Raw genomic sequence first — 16469 nt, 5'->3', positions numbered from 1 at the left:
GCCGCAATGCGTTGCGAAGCCTGAACCCTGACGTCGTGCGGCGAACGCAGGGCCACAACAGAGCCGCAGATTTTGGGGAGCACCACATGAGTACGGCTCAACAGCCCGGCGCGATGGACGTCGCGGCGATCGAAGACACCAGCCTTCTCGCGTTCTACCGCGACATGAACAAACCGGAGCGGCGCACCTTCTGGGCCTGCTTCGCGGGCTGGTCCCTCGACGGCATGGACTTCATGATCTATCCGCTGGTGATCGGCACCATCATCACGATGTGGAAGGTCGATCCCGGCACCGCCGGTCTTGCCGGCACCGTGACGCTGCTGGCCTCCGCCATCGGCGGATGGCTGGCCGGTTATCTCTGCGACCGCATCGGCCGCGTGAAGACATTGCAGATCACCATCATCTGGTTCTCGTTCTTCTCGCTGGTCTGCGCCTTTGTGCAGAATTTCGATCAGCTTCTGGTGGCGCGCGCGCTCCTCGGGCTCGGCTTTGGCGGCGAATGGGCTGCGGGCGCCGTGCTGATGGGCGAAGTGATCCGCCCGCAATATCGCGGACGCGCAGTGGGCTCGGTGCAATCGGGCTGGGCCGTCGGCTGGGGTCTCGCCGTGTTGTCGCAGGCGGTGCTGTTCTCGTATCTGCCGGCGGACGTGGCCTGGCGCTGGATGTTCGCCATCGGTGCGCTGCCGGCGATTCTGGTGTTCTTCCTGCGGCGTTATGTGGAGGAGCCGAAGGTCGCGGCGGAAACGCTGGCGAAGCAGAAGACCTCTGGCGACAGCCCGGCGCTCTGGGAAATCTTCTCGGGACCCATCGCGAAGACCACGATCCTCGCATCTCTCGCGGCAACGGGCTGCCAGGGCGGCTACTATGCCATCACGTTCTGGGTGCCGCGCTTCCTCACCACCGAGCGCAAGCTCTCGATCGTCGGCTCGACCGGCTATCTTGCGGCGCTGATTATCGGCTCGTTCATCGGCTATCTGGTCGGCGCGTGGCTGGCCGACAGGATCGGGCGGCGTAACCTGTTCCTGACCTTCTCGCTGGGCGCGATGGTGGTCGTCCTTGCCTACACGCAGTTGCCGCTGACCAACGAAGTGCTGTGGCTGCTCGGCTTCCCGCTTGGCTTTTTCGCCTCCGGTTACTTCTCGGGGATGGGCGCGTTCCTCACCGAACTGTTCCCGACGCGACTGCGCGGTTCGGGACAGGGCTTCTGCTACAATTTCGGCCGCGGCATCGGCGCGCTGTTTCCGTTCCTGGTGGGCTGGCTCTCGACATCCACAACGCTCGGCAACGCGATCTGCATCTTCGCGGTCGCCGCCTACGGATTGTTCTTCCTCGCAGCCTTCGCGCTGCCGGAAACCCGGGGCAGGATTCTTCACGCCGATGCCTGATTCAATGAACCAGCCAATCAAGGAGGCCCCGTCATGTCCGGGGCCTCAGCCGCGTCAAAGCGGTCCAACCCGCTTCAAGGTGCCGCGCGGCGCTGTCGATACCCATGCCCATGTGATCGGCCTGCCGCCGGATTATCCCTTCATGCCGGAGCGCAGCTACACGCCGCCGGAAGCCACCGCGCAAAGCTACATCGCCATGCTGGATACCACCGGCATGACGTATGGCGTACTGACGCAGGTCAGTGTGCACGGCACCGACAACCGCCTGATGGTGAATGCGCTGCGCGCTCATCGCCAGCGGCTGCGCGGCATCGCGGTGATCCCGCTCGATTGTCCCGACAAGGACAAGCATGAGCTGAAGGATGCCGGCGTGGTGGGCCTGCGCATCAATGTGCTCTATGGCGGCGGCATCGGTTTCGAGCAGGTCGAAAGCTATGCTTCACTCTGCAAGGAAATGGGCTGGCATCTGCAGTTTCTGGTCGACGCGCGGCAGTTGCCTGAACTCGCACCGCGGCTGACGAAACTGCCGGTGCCCTTCCTGATCGACCATATGGGCCATTTCCCGACCACATGCGGAATCGAGAACGAAGGTTTCAAGACGTTGCTGTCACTGGTGCGCGACGGCGCATGGGTGCGCCTGTCCGGCGCCTATCGCAACACCGTCGAAGGCCCGCCCTATCGCGATACGATTCCCTTCGCAAACAATCTTGTCGCGGCCGCGCCGGATCGCTGTGTGTGGGGATCGGACTGGCCGCATGTCGCCAACTGGGGCGTGATGATGGGGGTGTCGGATCTGCTTGACCTTTTGGCCGATTGGGTGCCGGACAGCATGCTGCGCAACCGCATCCTTGTCGATAATCCGCAGCGGCTGTTCGGATTTCCTGCGGTGGCGTAAGGCCTGCAATTGCGAGCAAAGCGAAGCAAGCGCTCCTGGCAATGACAGAAGGGTACCACCGTCCTATCGCCCGACCTGATACGGCCCGCCCTTCTCCAGCGCACGCTGATAGGCCGGGCGGGCGTGGATACGCTCGAGCCACGCCCATGCCTTTGGATAGCTTGCATCAAGACCGGCGCGGGAGGACGCGGCTTCCAGCGGAAAGCTCATCTGGATGTCGGCGGCGGTAAACTCAGCGCCCGCGAACCATTCGCTCTTTGACAGCTCGCCTTCCCAGAAGGCGATGTGCTGCCTGAGCTGCGGATCGACCAGGGTGCCGAGCATCTTGTCGAACACCGGCTTGATGACCGGACGCAACAGGCCCGGCACGCGCTTCGGCGCCAGCGTGAACAGCAGCTTCTGCAACAGCAGAGGCATGGCCGAGCCTTCCGCATAGTGCAGCCAGTACGTATAGCGCAGACGCTCCGGTGTTTTTGGCGGCGGGATCAGGCGACCGTTGCCATAGGTGTCGACGATATACTCGACGATGGCGCCAGACTCCGCGATGGTGTTGCCGTTGTCGGTGATGACCGGCGACTTGCCCAAGGGATGAATGGCGCGCAGCTCCTTGGGCGCCAGCATCGAGGGCAGGCGCTGATAGCGCACGATCTCGTAAGGCACCTCCAGCTCTTCCAGCAGCCAGAGCACGCGCTGCGAGCGGGAATTGTTGAGATGATGAACCGTGAGCATGCTGGCCGCTCCTGTACGTCGCCAAGGGACGTCCCAGTCGTGACAGTCATGCCGTCAAAAGTCGAGAGGTAACCCTCGCACAGGCGCGGGCTCCCGCGAGGCGAACTCAGTCCATGGCCTGCTGTTCGAGCGACGGCAGCAGGGTTTTCGATTTGTCGGCGCCGGGCCCCGGATGCACATGCACCTCCTTGGCCGTCAGCGGTTCATTGCACACCGAACAGGTCATCACCGGATCGAAATGGTGGCCGCAGGTCTTATGCTGATGCAGCACAGGCCGGCCCCGTTCGTCCGCCATATGCACATCGCCCCAATGCACGATCGCCATCATGATCGGATGCAGTTCGAGACCCTTCTGGGTCAGAATGTATTCGTAACGCTTCGGCCGCTCCTGATAGACGACCTTGCGCAAGACTCCCTGCCGCACCAGCTTGCGCAGCCGCTCGGCCAACAGATGCCGCGTGATGCCGAGGCGTGACTGAAATTCATCGAAGCGCCGGATGCGCCGGAAACAATCGCGCAGGATCAGAAGCGTCCAGCGGTCACCGATCACGGATACCGTGCGTGACATCGAACAGGCTTCCTCGTCGAGACGATCCCATTTCATGCCGTATCTCCCCGCTGTCACGAGGGAGCGACAGCGATCAATTCCGATTTGGTATGCACTATACCGCCGACCGCGAAATCCGCGAAGCATTTGTTTTGTGCGTTGCGGTAAGTTTCCTGCCTCACCCGATTGCATTGACAGTTCTTTATTAGAACCCTATTGGTCGATGGGATGGCCGAGGGACCCCGTGCGGGTCCGGGCCCAACAACAACCAATCAGAGGAGACGATCCATGCTGAGGAGAACAGCACTCAAGGCCACCGCGGCCGCCCTGTTGCTTGCCGGACTGCCGCTCCCGGCGATGGCCGCCGATGCGCCCGGCGTCACGGCGACGGAGATCAAGGTCGGCGCGGTGTTTCCGTTCAGCGGCCCGGCCTCGGCGCTCGGCGCGGTCGGAAAATCCCTGATCGCCTATGTCGATCTCATCAACGAGAAGGGCGGCATCAACGGCCGCAAGATCAACCTCATCGCGATGGACGATTCCTACAGCCCGCCCAAGGCCGTGGAGCACACCCGCAAGCTGGTGGAATCCGACGAAGTCGCCTTCATGTTCTCGACTCTCGGCACGCCGAGCAATCTCGCCATCGCAAAGTATCTTGCGGCAAAGAAAATCCCGCAGGCGTTCATCGTAACCGGCGCAACGCGCTTCACGGACTACAAAGAATACCCGATGATCACCACCGGGCTGCCGAGCTACGATACCGAGTCTCGCGCCTACGCCCGCTATCTCGCCAAGGAAATGCCGGACGCCAAGATCGCGATCCTCTATCAGAACGACGATCTCGGCAAAGATTTCGTCAATGGCTTCAAGGCCGAGTTGAAAGAAGCATTCGACAGCAAGGTCGTGACGTCCAGCTATGAGGTCAGCCAGCCGACCATCGACTCGCAGATCGTGTCGCTGAAGAGCAGCGGCGCGACTGTCATGCTGTTCGCCGGCACGCCGAAGTTCGCCGCGCAGGCGATCCGCAAGACCCACGAATCCGGCTGGAAGCCGCTGTTCATCACCAACCTGATTTCAAGTTCGATCGCGGCCGTCCTTGCCCCCGCAGGCCTCGACATCTCGACCGGCGTGATGACCGCGACCTATCGCAAGGATCCAGACGATACGAAATGGGCCAACGATCCGGGCGTGAAGCTGTATCGCGCATTTATGGAAAAGCACATGCCGGGCGCGGACCATGCCGACAGCAACTACTTCACCGGCTTGCATCAGGGCGTCATTCTCGAAACCCTGCTCAAGCAGTGCGGCAACGATCTGTCCCGCGAGAACATCCTCAAGCAGACCCGCAACATCAAGGGCCTGGCCCTGCCGATGTCTTTGCCGGGAATTGTCGTGAACACCAGCACCACCAACAACAAGATGTACACCCAGCTCAATCTGCAGCGCTGGAACGGCAAAGCCTGGGACCTTGTCGGCGGATTGATCGACGACGACGCGAAGTAACTGAATTGACTTGAACCGCGCGCGGCGGAAACATCTCCGCCGCGCATCACCATCTGAACAGGGAGGCTGTCTTGGCCAAACGAAACGCAACTGTGGCCGTTATCGGCGCCGGCGACTACATCGGCGGCGAGATCGCCAAGAAATTCGCTTCCGAGGGATTTACGGTGTTTGCAGGCCGCCGCAACGGCGAGAAGCTCGCGCCGCTGGTGAAGGAGATCGAGGCTGCAGGCGGCGAGATTCACGCGCGCTCGCTCGATGCCCGCAAGGAAGATGAAATCGTCTCCTTCATCACCGATGCCGACAAGCATGCACCGCTCGAAGTCTGCATCTTCAACATCGGCGCCAATGTCAATTTCCCGATCCTCGACACCACCGAGCGCGTCTTTCGCAAGGTCTGGGAGATGGCGTGCTACTCCGGTTTCCTGGCCGGACGCGAAGCGGCACGGGTGATGCTGCCGCGTGGAAAGGGCAATATTTTCTTCACCGGCGCCACTGCCAGTCTGCGCGGCGGCCCGGGCTACGCGGCCTTCGCCAGCGCCAAGTTCGGCCTGCGCGCGGTGGCGCAGGCGACGGCCCGCGAGCTCGGACCGAAGAACATCCATGTTGCGCATCTGATCATCGACTCCGGCGTCGATACCGAATGGGTGCGTCAGCGCCGCATCGAAGCCAACGGTCCGGGCGCGCTGGACAATCCCGATCTCCTGATGCCGCCGTCGTCCGTCGCGGAATCCTACTGGCTGCTCTATCAACAGTCGCGCAGTGCGTGGACGTTCGAGCTGGAAATCCGCCCCTTCGGCGAGAAATGGTAAGCGCATAGCTGCCGAGCATCACGCCTGCGCGAGCCCTGCTTGCGCAGGCGTTGCGATTTGAGCAAGGATCGCGCGCTCATCAAGGAGGCCGATCCGGTCCTGATGCACAGTCTCCGGATCGCGTCTAACACTCAGCAAGAAGTGGATTTGGCATGCGGATTCTCGTGATCGGCGCCGGTGCAACCGGCGGATATTTCGGCGGCAGGCTGCTGCAGGCAGGCCGCGACGTGACGTTTCTGGTGCGCCCGAAGCGCGCCGAGCTGCTGGCGAAGAACGGCCTTGTCATCAAGAGCCCCGCCGGCGATGTCACGCTCAAGAATCCGCCGACCATCGTCGCGGACAAGATCACCACGCCGTTCGATGTCATCATCCTGAGCTGCAAGGCCTACGACCTCGACGATGCGGTTTCGTCATTCGCCGCCGCGGTCGGTCCCGACACCGCGATCATTCCCTTCCTCAACGGCATGAAACATCTCGATGTGCTGGACGCGAAGTTCGGCATCGACCGCGTGATGGGCGGACAATGTCAGATCGCTTCGATGCTCGACGCCGACGGCGTGATCCATCATCTCGCGCCGATGCAGTCGATGTCGTTCGGCGAGCGCGGCACGCCGAAGGGCGATCGTGCCAAACGAATCGAAGCGGCATTGCAGGGCGCAATGTTTGAAGCCCGCGCCAGCGATGCCATCATGCAGGAAATGTATGAGAAGTGGGTCTTCCTCGCGACGCTCGCAGGGGCGACCTCGCTGATGCGTGCGGCGGCCGGAGTCATCACCGGCGCACCGGGTGGTGAGCAATTCATCCGCGGACTGCGCGCCGAGATCGCGTCGGTGGCCGAAGCGGCGGGCCATGCGCCGCGGGCGGAATTCATCAATCGTACCGATGGCCTGCTGTTCGCGCCCGGCTCCCAAATGACCGCGTCGATGCTGCGCGACATCCGCAGCAATGCCCGGATCGAGGCGGACCAGATCATCGGCGACCTGATCCATCGCGCCGAGACCAACAAAAAGGGCGCGCTGAACGTAACGCTGCTGCGGATCGTCTATACGCATCTGAAGGCTTACGAATCGCAGCGGCCCTGATCGCTCGCGCTTGCGGAGAGTGCCGTCCCGGCCTAATCCAGTGCCGGAACAGGGCTTTCGACATGACCGATTCACACGACTACACCCCGCCCAAGGTCTGGACCTGGAACAAGGCCAACGGCGGGCGTTTCGCTAACATCAACCGCCCGATCGCCGGTCCGACCCATGACAAGGACCTCCCGGTCGGCAAGCATCCGATGCAGCTTTACTCGCTGGCGACGCCAAACGGCCAGAAAGTAACGATCATGCTGGAGGAGCTGCTGGCGCTGGGCCACAAGGGCGCGGAATACGACGCCTGGTTGATCCGTATTGGCGACGGCGATCAGTTCGGCAGCGGCTTTGTCGGGATCAACCCGAACTCCAAGATTCCCGCACTGATGGATCGTTCAGGTGACAAACCGATCCGCGTGTTCGAATCCGGCGCGATCCTCGTTCATCTTGCGGAAAAGTTCGGAGCCTTTCTGCCGCGCGAGGCTGCGCCACGCGCCGAATGCCTGTCATGGCTGTTCTGGCAGATGGGCAGCGCGCCATATCTCGGCGGCGGCCTCGGCCATTTTTACGCCTACGCGCCAACGAAAATCGAATACGCCATCGACCGCTTCGCCATGGAGGTGAAACGTCAGCTTGACGTGCTCGACCGCCGGCTGGCGGAGAGCGAGTATCTGGCAGGTAGCGACTACACCATTGCCGACATCGCGACCTTCCCCTGGTATGGCGGCTTGGTGAAAGGCCTGCTCTACGGCGCAGGCGAATTCCTCTCGGTGCAGGACTACAAGAACGTTCTGCGTTGGACGGATGCGATTGCCGCGCGCCCTGCCGTGAAGCGCGGGCGCATGGTCAACCGCGTACAGGGCGATCCCGCCCATCAGCTTCATGAACGCCACGACGCATCCGACTTCGAGACGAAGACACAGGACAAGCTGTCGGCGACGGCCTCATAAGCCGAGTGCAAGAAACGCGAACCGGAATCCCGCAGACTCCGGAAATCACGCTTGCTCGCCAATCCGCGACCGGCTGCCTCAGTCCCTGTTGTGATCCGTCAATGCATCGCGAGAACGGGCAGAAACGACAAAGCCGCCTTGCGGCGGCTTGTCATTCGACGGCAACGATCCTGCGTTACTATCGGCCAAGATTCTCATTCGAGAATTTCTGGAGCGGGCGAAGGGATTCGAACCCTCGACCCCGACCTTGGCAAGGTCGTGCTCTACCCCTGAGCTACACCCGCATCACAGAGAATGGGCGGGCGCGAAGCGCACCGCCGGGCCATCCTATGCCAAATGCCGCCATGCAATGCAACAGGGCACATCTCATTAATTCTGCCCACCGGTTCCGGTGATTTTCCGGCCAAATCAATGTTTTCATCGGCCTACCCGCCGCCGAGCCGCTGCCGGACCGATTGAAAACGGGCCAAAGGACCTCCATCTGTGGCTTTGCGCCGTTTTCGGCCCTCGGTCGCTGCCGGGGCCACGCGAAAATCGCGCCTTCTTGCATATCGGCTATTTCCCGTGCGGCGGATGAGGCTGCCGGAAAAGCGCCGGACCGTGCTAGAAGCAGCTCAACTCTATCCAGAACATGCGTCAGGCGAGGATCACGTGACCATAGTCGACCAAGGCACCGGAGCCGGGGCAGGATTGCCGCCGGACCTGATCAAGGACACCACGACCCAGACCTTCGTGAAGGACGTCATTGAGGAGTCGAAGCGCCAGCCGGTGCTGATCGACTTCTGGGCGCCCTGGTGCGGCCCCTGCAAGCAGTTGACGCCGGTGATCGAGAAGGCCGTCCGCGCCGCCAAGGGCAAGGTCAAGCTGGTCAAGATGAACATCGACGAACATCCGGCGATCCCGGGCCAGATGGGCATCCAGTCGATTCCTGCCGTGATCGCCTTCGTCAACGGCCAGCCGGCCGATGGCTTCATGGGCGCCGTGCCCGAAAGCCAGGTCACGGGCTTCATCGACAAGCTGACCAAAGGCATGCCCTCCCCGGAAGGCGACATCTCTGAAATTCTGAACGAGGCTGAAGCGGCCATGGCGGCGGGCGACCCCGCCACCGCCGCCTCGATCTATGCCGAGGTCCTGTCGGTCGATGCCACCAACCTCACCGCGCTGGCCGGACTTGCCCGTTGCTATGTCACGGCAGGAGCGCTCGACCAGGCCAAGCAGACGCTGGCCATGGTGCCGGAGTCGAAACGCGGCGATGCCGCGATTTCCGCCGTACAGACCATGATCGACCTTGCCGAGCAGGCCAAGGATCTTGGCCCGGTCAATGAGCTTGAGCAGAAAGTCGCCGCAAATCCGCTGGATCATCAGGCGCGTTTCGATCTTGCGGTCGCGCTCAATGCCGCGGGCAAACGCGGCGAGGCTGCCAATCACCTGCTGGAGATCGTCAAGCGTGACCGCAAGTGGGACGACGACGGCGCGCGCAAGAAGCTGGTGCAGTTCTTCGAGGCGTGGGGTCCGGAAGATGACGCGACGGTTGACAGCCGCAAGCATCTGTCGACGGTCCTGTTCTCCTGACGGAGCGTGTTGCACCTGAGTTGAGGGACGCGGATGCCAATCAACGCTGAATATCGTGGGCCCGCCGATCTGCCGAAGGTCATCCCGGTGTTTCCGCTGCCGGGCGCGCTGCTGCTGCCGCGCGGGCAGATGCCCCTCAATATCTTTGAGCCGCGCTATCTGCAGATGGTGGACGACGCCTTCCGCGACGGCCACCGCCTGATCGGAATGATCCAGCCCGACGTCAGCCACTCCCAAAGCAGCGAACGGCCGATCCTGTTCAAGGTCGGCTGCGTCGGCCGCATCACCCAGCTCGCCGAATCCGGCGACGGCCGTTACATCCTCGAACTTACCGGAGTCGCACGCTTCAAGGTGCTGGAAGAAAAAACCGTGCTGACACCCTATCGCCAGTGCAGCGTGGACTTCAGCCCCTTCATCGACGATTTCACCGCCCGCAAGGGTGAGGACTTCGTCGACCGCAAGGCTTTGCTCGAAGCGCTGACGCAGTTTCTCGAGGCCAACCAGCTCAAGGTGGACTGGGACGGCATCGAAAGCGCGCCGAACGAAGCGCTGGTCAATGCGCTGGCGATGATGTCGCCTTACGGGCCTGCCGAAAAACAGGCGTTGCTCGAAGCGCCGGATCTCAAGACCCGCGCCGAAATCCTGATCGCCGTGACCGAGATGGATCTCGCCAAGAAGCAGACTTCAGGCGATCCGCCGCTGCAATAAGTCACCCCTTCGATTTGCGCAGCGCCATGCTAGTGTCCCCTCAGTTGATTGCCGGAGAACCCCGATGACCACCGCCAGTGACCGCCCCGAAAGCAGTGTCGATCCGAAGCTGCTGGAAATCCTGGTGTGCCCGCAGACCAAGGGGCCGCTGGAGTTTGACAGCGCACGGCAGGAACTGATTTCGCGCTCCGCCAAGCTGGCCTATCCGATCCGCGACGGCATTCCGATCATGCTGCCGGAAGAAGCCCGCCGGCTCGATTGAGCGCAGACTCAATCGGCGTCGCATCCCCCGGCGCAACGCCTTGCCGATCATCACTCTCCCGGAGATGCCCGATGCAACATCACGCTCTCGAACGCTGGCACCAATTCATCAAGTCTCCCGATGAGAAAGTATTGTGGGACCTGCTGCATCCCGATGCCGTGTTTGAAAGTCCGGTCGTCCATACGCCCCAGCGCGGACGCGACATCACGTTCAAATATCTGGCGAGCGCCGGGACGGTGCTTGGCGGTCCCGGCTTCAAGTATCTCGGCGAATGGCGCAACGAGAACGGCGCCGTGCTGGAATTCGAGAACGAGGTCGAAGGCATCAAGATCAACGGCGTCGACATCATCACCTTCAGCGAAGACGGAAGCCAGATCACGCATTTCAAGGTGATGGTCCGCCCGCTGAAAGCGATGAACCTGCTGCATCGCCTGATGGGCGAGCAACTGGCGAAAGCAGCAGCAGCGGCCGGATAACTTCGTCATTGCGAGCGAAGCGAAGCAATCTACTCCTGAGAAAGCTGGATTGCGTCGTCGCTTCCGCTCCTCGCAATGACGGCGCTAGAGCGCCTCGCCGCGCAACAGCCGCGGCACCTCACCGGAGAGACCCGCCGCCTGCCGGATGAACGCGCTTTTCAACGGTGGTACGCGATCGACAAGGCCGAGGCCGATGTCGCGCACCGTGCGCAGCAGCGTCGACTTGTTCGAGAACAGCATGTTCAGCGAGTTGGTGGCGACGCCCATCGCCACGGTGTCAAAACGCCGCCAGCGCTGATAGCGCTCCAGCACATCGGCCTGTCCCGGATCAATCCCGAGCCGCGCCGCATCCACGACCACTTCCGCAAGCGCCGCCGCATCCTTCAGGCCCATGTTGAGACCCTGTCCAGCGATGGGGTGAATCACATGCGCGGCGTCGCCAACCAGTGCGAGGCGATCCGCAATAAACGAGCGCGCAACAAAGTAGCCGAGCGGAAAGGCGCGCGGCCTGTCGAGCGCTTTCACATCGCCGAGATGAAGTCCGAAACGAGTTTCCAGTTCAGTCTGAAACTCTGCCTCGGGCAGTTCGATGATCCGCGCGGCCTCGCCGCGGCTTTCGGTCCAGACCAGCGACGAGCGGTTGCCCTTCAGCGGCAGAATGGCAAACGGACCTGCGGGGAGAAAATGTTCTTCCGCGCGCCCCTGATGATCGCGCTCATGCCCGACGGTCACCACGATGCCGGACTGATCGTAATCCCAGCCATGGGTGGCGATGCCTGCGCGTTCGCGCAGCTTCGATTTCGCGCCGTCCGCGGCCACAAGCAGGCTCGCGTCGATGACGCGGCCATCGCTCAGGCTGACCCGCGTGCCTTCGCCGTACACATCATAGGACGAGACCGCGACCGCATTCAGTTCGATGCCTTCGGCTTCGGCGCGCGTCGCCAGTGCGTTGATCAGGTGCCGGTTCTCGACCATGTGCGCAAACGGTTCGCCCGGCTCAACCTCGCCGCCGAAAGTCAGGAAGATCGGGCGGGTCGCATCTTCGAGACGCGAGTCGGTCACCACCATGTCGAGGATCGGCTGCGCCGTCTCGGCGACTTGATCCCAGACACCGATCACCTCGAACAGGCGGCGGCAGGCGGCAACGATCGCGGAGGCGCGCGGATCGCGGCTCGGCCTCATGGCGAAGGCCGGATCGGCCACGACAATCGGAATCTCAGGCCCAAGTCCCTGACGTAAGGCCAGAGCCAGTACCAGACCGGCAAAAGCGCCGCCTGCGATCACGATGCTGCGTTGTGACGACATGACATCCGGACTTTCATACGTGCAATTCGTTTGGCCGCCGCCCTTGCCTCGGGCCCGGCCATGGGGGAAATATGCCCCGAGAATAGGCCCGAAGAGAGGCCTGCGCTGTTTATCAGGGTTTGCGGCTGACCGGAAATCGTCGCGCGCCCCGCCATACCGAAGATCGGAACATTGTGAATGTCGAAAAGCCTGATTGATCTGTTGTCGATCCTCGATATCGAGCAGTTAGAGGTCAACATGTTCCGCGGCGTCAGTCCGAAAACGCGCTGGCAGCGCGTGTTCGGCGGCCAGGTGATCGGTCAGGCGATGGTCGCGGCCTGCCGGACCGTCGAGAATGTCGAGAAGCGGCTGCCGCATTCGCTGCACTGCTATTTCATTCTGCCGGGCGACCCGCAGATTCCGATCATCTACGAAGTCGAGCGGCTGCGCGACGGCAAGAGCTATTCGACGCGGCGCGTCACCGCCATCCAGCACGGCAACGCGATCTTTTCGATCATGGTGTCGTTCCATGCCGTCGAGGAAGAGTCCTTCAATCATCAGGACCGGATGCCCGACGTCCCCCCGCCGGAGAAACTGACTGCGGAAGAAGTATCCAAGCAGCCGATGTTCAAGGAAATGCCGGACTTCATTCGCCGCTATTACGAATCCGACCGGCCTATCGAATTGCGCCCGGTGGAGCTTGGCCGCTACTTCGGCCAGAAAATCGACGACGGCCGTATCCACGTCTGGATTCGCACCGTCGCGAAACTGCCGGACGATCCGGCGCTGCACATGTGCGCGCTGGCCTACGCTTCGGACTTCTCGCTGCTGGATGCCGCGATGGCGCGCTATGGCCGCACCCTGTTCGATCAGCGCATGATGCCGGCGAGCCTCGATCATGCGATGTGGTTTCATCGCCCGTTCCGTGCCGACGAATGGCTGCTCTATGCTCAGGATTCGCCGAGCGCGCAGGGCGGGCGCGGTCTCACGCGCGGCATGATCTTCAAGCAGGACGGCACGCTGGTTGCGTCCGTCGCGCAGGAAGGCTCGTTGCGCGAGCGCAAGCAAAAGCCGGCAGGCTAGGATGGGCCCGCGCGCTATGGCGCGCGCGGCGCCTCGATCATGCGCTCGGATGATGCATCGCGCGGCACCACCGCGAGTTGCGAGATGAACCACTGCATGTACCAGCGCACGACCCACGGAATCGGAATCACCAGCACGCAGCCGATGATCGTGACTAATCCGCGCCAGAGAATTTCCAGCCCGGTGCCATTGAAAATCACGGAGCGGCGCGTGCCCTGGATGTTCTTGCACATCCACCGCGTCCATGCCGAATAGACCCAGGCCCAGCCGATGATGGTGAGGATGGAAACAACCACCAGCAGATTCCAGCCGAGATAGGCCCAGACCGTTCCGGAAAAGCTCAGTCCGAGCGGCTGTCCGTTGGACGCGAGGTTGGCAACCGCCCACTTGATGAAAAGCCAATAGAGCGCGACCTGAACGATGATCATCAGGTTGTTGAGCAGCTCGCTTCCGAGCATCGCAACGGCGATCGCAAGAACGACCGCGCCGAAATACCACGGCACGACCGCCATCGCCGTTCCCTCGAAACTGAGGTTCGGACGGCCCGGCACCCGCACGCATGGCACCAGCCACTTCAGATACCAGACCAGCAGCCATGGCAGCGGAATGACGAAAAGCGAGCCGACGCAGAAAACAAGGCTTCGCCAGACAAACTCCAGGAACGGAAAATCGGAATCCAGCGCACCCGCCGCGCCGCTGTCGGCATAGCCGTAAGCCGCCGTTGCCGGTCCAGGAACGGCCGCGCGCGGAAGAACCGGCGGCATGCGGCCGGGCGACAGAAGACCCGGAATGTCGCCGGCATATTTCCAGTCCTGCATACCGTCGGCCCACACATAGGTGTCGGCCCGAACATGCCCGCGCGCGATCAGGTCGCGGAATTCTTCCTCGGAATAAGGACCTTCCTGCTTATCTCCGGCGGCAACAAACCAAGATCGGCCCGACATGACTGGTCCTTTTCCCTCGGAAGATGGAGCACCGGACCGGCCGCAAAGCTCCTGCTCCACGGCGCATCAGCGGATCGCGATCGGTCTCAGCCCCAAGAGAGCTGATGCTACAAACGGACCGCGCAGCGCCGCAACGGTTTTCGGCTCTGCCTGCATATTTTTCTGTCGTCTTGCCCAAAAAGGTAGCGGATTTCCGCGCGCGCGCGTAAAGACGCATGGCGCTGCCGCGCAGACATCAAGGACGAAGAGCGACCATGAAGCTGATCACCGCCGTCATCAAACCCTTCAAGCTCGAAGAGGTCCGTCTGGCCCTGACCGCGATCGGCGTTCACGGCATGACTGTCACCGAGGTGAAGGGCTTCGGCCGCCAGAAGGGCCATACCGAAATTTACCGGGGCGCCGAGTACATCGTGAATTTCCTGCCCAAGCTGCGGATCGAGATCGCCGTGGGCAGCGATCTGGCCGACCAGGCTGTCGAGGTGATCACCGCCAGCGCGCGCACCGGTCAGATCGGCGACGGCAAGGTTTTCGTTACACCGATTGAAAATGCCGTGCGCATTCGCACCGGCGAAACCGACAACGACGCACTTTGATTTTCTGAGAAACATATACCAAGCGACTGCAGCGGCACGTGCACGATGCCGCAAGGTCTTCCTGGCCGGGGGGATTGCCATGTTGAGATTGCTGCCTGCGGTCGCACGCTGTGCGACTGTGGTTTCTGCCGCGAGTCTTTCTTTCATGCTGGCGACGCCGGCTCTTGCACAGGACACCAAGATCGACGCGGCGGATACGGCGTGGATGATCACGTCCACCGCGCTGGTTCTGATGATGACCATTCCAGGCCTTGCGCTGTTTTATGCCGGCATGGTGCGCAAGAAGAACGTGCTGGCGACAATGGCGCAAAGCCTGATCGCGGTGGCACTGATTTCCATTCTCTGGGTGATGTACGGTTACAGCCTCGTGTTCGCCGGTGACGGCGCCTGGCTCGGTTCGCTGGACCGCATCCTGCTGTCGGGCATGACGATGGACGGCGTCAACAGCGCCGCAAAGACCATTCCCGAAGCGCTGTTCACGCTCTACCAGATGACGTTCGCTGTCATCACCGTTGCGCTGGTCGCCGGATCGGTCGCAGACCGCATGCGGTTTTCATCCTATGTGCTGTTCTCGATCGGCTGGTTCACCTTCGTCTACATCCCGCTCGCACACTGGGTGTGGGGCGGCGGCTTCCTTGCACAGGCCGGCGTGCTCGATTTCGCCGGCGGTCTTGTGGTGCATCTCAGTGCAGGCACGGCCGGACTTGTCGCAGCGCTGGTGATGGGCCGCCGCCGCGGCTATGGCACCGAGAATCTCTCGCCTTACGATCTCTCGCTCGCGGTGATCGGCACCGGCCTGTTATGGGTCGGCTGGTTCGGCTTCAACGGCGGCTCGGCATTGCAGGCGAATTCGCGCGCGGTGATGGCGATCTTCTCGACCCATCTTGCCGCCTGCGCCGGCGCGCTGACCTGGACCGCGATCGAATGGGCCACGCGCCGCAAGCCATCGGTGCTCGGCATGATCTCCGGCGCGGTGGCTGGTCTTGGCACCATCACGCCCGCCTCCGGTTTCGTCGAGCCATGGCATGGCATCGTGATCGGCATCATCGCCGGCGCGGTTTGCTATTGGGCCTGCACCAGCCTCAAGCATCGTTTCAGCTATGACGACACCCTCGACGTGTTCGGCATTCACGGCATCGGCGGGTTGCTCGGCACCCTGATGACCGGAATTTTCGCCACGGCTGCCATTGGCGGAACTTCGGGACTGCTTGAGGGCAACCCGAAACTGCTTTTGACGCAGATTTATGGCGTGGCGGTTGTGTTCGTCTGGACCGGCGGCATGACCTTTATCCTGCTCAAGGCGGTCGACATGCTGTCGGGTCTGCGGGTGTCGCACGAGCATGAGGTCGAGGGTCTCGACATTACCCAGCACGGCGAAGCGCTGCAGTAGGCCGCCAATCCGACCGGATTCCTCCGCCCACAGCCGGGCGGAGATACCTTTTGCCCCTCCGCTGGGCATGAATGTGTCCGCAGTCTGTCCTGCCTATGTTTTTGGCATTTCTGTCGCTGTTTTAGGCGGCACCCCGCAGCCTGTTTCCTGCGCACCCCCCTCCGGGCCGAAAACCTCCGGATTCATAAACTGTTAGCGATTTTGGCGGTGTTGGCACGGCATTTGATTCTATGGGACCCGGCTGTGCCCGTGGAGTGATCTGTCTTCGC

Annotated in this window: 17 protein-coding genes and 1 tRNA gene; 13 read left to right on the top strand and 5 right to left on the bottom strand. The window is 62.2% G+C overall.

The features are described from left to right. The first annotated feature begins 86 nt into the window (after nucleotides 1–86). Together HMPREF9696_RS15325 and HMPREF9696_RS15320 are read left to right on the top strand one after the other, a co-directional pair. Complete coding sequence (locus tag HMPREF9696_RS15325; RefSeq protein ID WP_002713944.1) at nucleotides 87–1385, top strand: MFS transporter; 1299 nt, start codon at nucleotides 87–89, stop codon at nucleotides 1383–1385. 4 nt (nucleotides 1386–1389) lie between these two features. Next, complete coding sequence (locus HMPREF9696_RS15320) at nucleotides 1390–2280, top strand: amidohydrolase family protein (protein WP_040301509.1); 891 nt, start codon at nucleotides 1390–1392, stop codon at nucleotides 2278–2280. A gap of 63 nt (nucleotides 2281–2343) precedes the next feature. Here the strand turns inward: HMPREF9696_RS15320 and HMPREF9696_RS15315 are convergent, their stop codons facing one another. Both HMPREF9696_RS15315 and HMPREF9696_RS15310 read right to left on the bottom strand, forming a co-directional pair. Further along, nucleotides 2344–3009, bottom strand: coding sequence for a glutathione S-transferase family protein (locus HMPREF9696_RS15315; protein WP_002713942.1), 666 nt, complete (start codon nucleotides 3007–3009; stop codon nucleotides 2344–2346). A gap of 106 nt (nucleotides 3010–3115) precedes the next feature. Beyond that, nucleotides 3116–3613 carry a winged helix-turn-helix transcriptional regulator gene (locus tag HMPREF9696_RS15310; RefSeq protein WP_002713941.1) on the bottom strand — a complete coding sequence of 166 codons (498 nt, stop codon included), beginning with the start codon at nucleotides 3611–3613 and terminating at the stop codon, nucleotides 3116–3118. Between the two features lie 231 nt (nucleotides 3614–3844). Between HMPREF9696_RS15310 and HMPREF9696_RS15305 the strand changes: the two genes are divergently transcribed. From HMPREF9696_RS15305 to yghU, 4 genes are all read left to right on the top strand, one after another. Continuing rightward, on the top strand, nucleotides 3845–5056 hold the full coding sequence (locus tag HMPREF9696_RS15305) for an ABC transporter substrate-binding protein (protein ID WP_002713940.1): 1212 nt from the start codon (nucleotides 3845–3847) through the stop codon (nucleotides 5054–5056). A gap of 71 nt (nucleotides 5057–5127) precedes the next feature. Further along, a complete protein-coding gene (locus tag HMPREF9696_RS15300) occupies nucleotides 5128–5865 on the top strand; it encodes an SDR family oxidoreductase (protein WP_002713939.1) in 738 nt (245 codons plus the stop codon). Nucleotides 5866–6017: 152 nt separating this feature from the next. Further along, a complete protein-coding gene (panE, locus tag HMPREF9696_RS15295) occupies nucleotides 6018–6947 on the top strand; it encodes a 2-dehydropantoate 2-reductase (protein ID WP_002713938.1) in 930 nt (309 codons plus the stop codon). A 62-nt stretch (nucleotides 6948–7009) separates the two neighbouring features. Next, nucleotides 7010–7888, top strand: coding sequence for a glutathione-dependent disulfide-bond oxidoreductase (gene yghU, locus HMPREF9696_RS15290; RefSeq protein ID WP_002713937.1), 879 nt, complete (start codon nucleotides 7010–7012; stop codon nucleotides 7886–7888). Nucleotides 7889–8097: 209 nt separating this feature from the next. Here yghU and HMPREF9696_RS15285 read toward each other — a convergent pair. Further along, a tRNA-Gly gene (locus HMPREF9696_RS15285) sits at nucleotides 8098–8172 on the bottom strand. Nucleotides 8173–8539: 367 nt separating this feature from the next. On the opposite strand from HMPREF9696_RS15285, the gene trxA reads away from it, so the two are divergent. The 4 genes from trxA to HMPREF9696_RS15265 all read left to right on the top strand — a co-directional run bounded on the left by trxA (nucleotide 8540) and on the right by HMPREF9696_RS15265 (nucleotide 10906). Further along, a complete protein-coding gene (trxA, locus tag HMPREF9696_RS15280; protein WP_002713936.1) occupies nucleotides 8540–9460 on the top strand; it encodes a thioredoxin in 921 nt (306 codons plus the stop codon). A 33-nt stretch (nucleotides 9461–9493) separates the two neighbouring features. Further along, complete coding sequence (locus HMPREF9696_RS15275; protein WP_002713935.1) at nucleotides 9494–10168, top strand: LON peptidase substrate-binding domain-containing protein; 675 nt, start codon at nucleotides 9494–9496, stop codon at nucleotides 10166–10168. A gap of 64 nt (nucleotides 10169–10232) precedes the next feature. Continuing rightward, a complete protein-coding gene (locus HMPREF9696_RS15270; RefSeq protein ID WP_002713934.1) occupies nucleotides 10233–10430 on the top strand; it encodes a Trm112 family protein in 198 nt (65 codons plus the stop codon). 71 nt (nucleotides 10431–10501) lie between these two features. Beyond that, nucleotides 10502–10906 carry a nuclear transport factor 2 family protein gene (locus tag HMPREF9696_RS15265; RefSeq protein WP_002713933.1) on the top strand — a complete coding sequence of 135 codons (405 nt, stop codon included), beginning with the start codon at nucleotides 10502–10504 and terminating at the stop codon, nucleotides 10904–10906. A gap of 84 nt (nucleotides 10907–10990) precedes the next feature. On the opposite strand, the gene HMPREF9696_RS15260 is transcribed toward HMPREF9696_RS15265, so the two are convergent. Further along, the gene (locus tag HMPREF9696_RS15260; RefSeq protein WP_002713932.1) at nucleotides 10991–12211 is read right to left on the bottom strand and encodes a ubiquinone biosynthesis hydroxylase; all 1221 of its coding nucleotides are present in this window, start codon (nucleotides 12209–12211) and stop codon (nucleotides 10991–10993) included. 177 nt (nucleotides 12212–12388) lie between these two features. On the opposite strand from HMPREF9696_RS15260, the gene tesB reads away from it, so the two are divergent. After that, nucleotides 12389–13273 (top strand): acyl-CoA thioesterase II, encoded by an 885-nt coding sequence (gene tesB, locus HMPREF9696_RS15255; RefSeq protein WP_002713931.1) that lies wholly within the window; start codon nucleotides 12389–12391, stop codon nucleotides 13271–13273. Nucleotides 13274–13287: 14 nt separating this feature from the next. On the opposite strand, the gene HMPREF9696_RS15250 is transcribed toward tesB, so the two are convergent. After that, nucleotides 13288–14217 carry a DUF4339 domain-containing protein gene (locus HMPREF9696_RS15250; protein WP_002713930.1) on the bottom strand — a complete coding sequence of 310 codons (930 nt, stop codon included), beginning with the start codon at nucleotides 14215–14217 and terminating at the stop codon, nucleotides 13288–13290. Nucleotides 14218–14471: 254 nt separating this feature from the next. Between HMPREF9696_RS15250 and HMPREF9696_RS15245 the strand changes: the two genes are divergently transcribed. Together HMPREF9696_RS15245 and HMPREF9696_RS15240 are read left to right on the top strand one after the other, a co-directional pair. After that, a complete protein-coding gene (locus HMPREF9696_RS15245; RefSeq protein ID WP_002713929.1) occupies nucleotides 14472–14810 on the top strand; it encodes a P-II family nitrogen regulator in 339 nt (112 codons plus the stop codon). Nucleotides 14811–14955: 145 nt separating this feature from the next. Beyond that, the gene (locus tag HMPREF9696_RS15240; RefSeq protein ID WP_002713928.1) at nucleotides 14956–16200 is read left to right on the top strand and encodes an ammonium transporter; all 1245 of its coding nucleotides are present in this window, start codon (nucleotides 14956–14958) and stop codon (nucleotides 16198–16200) included. The last annotated feature ends 269 nt before the right edge of the window (nucleotides 16201–16469 follow it).

Origin of the sequence: Afipia clevelandensis ATCC 49720 (assembly GCF_000336555.1) — a bacterium.
GTDB classification, from domain to species: domain Bacteria; phylum Pseudomonadota; class Alphaproteobacteria; order Rhizobiales; family Xanthobacteraceae; genus Afipia; species Afipia clevelandensis.
The sequence above is the reverse complement of the archived record's forward strand: the minus strand, read 5'-3'. Positions and strand labels throughout refer to the sequence as shown.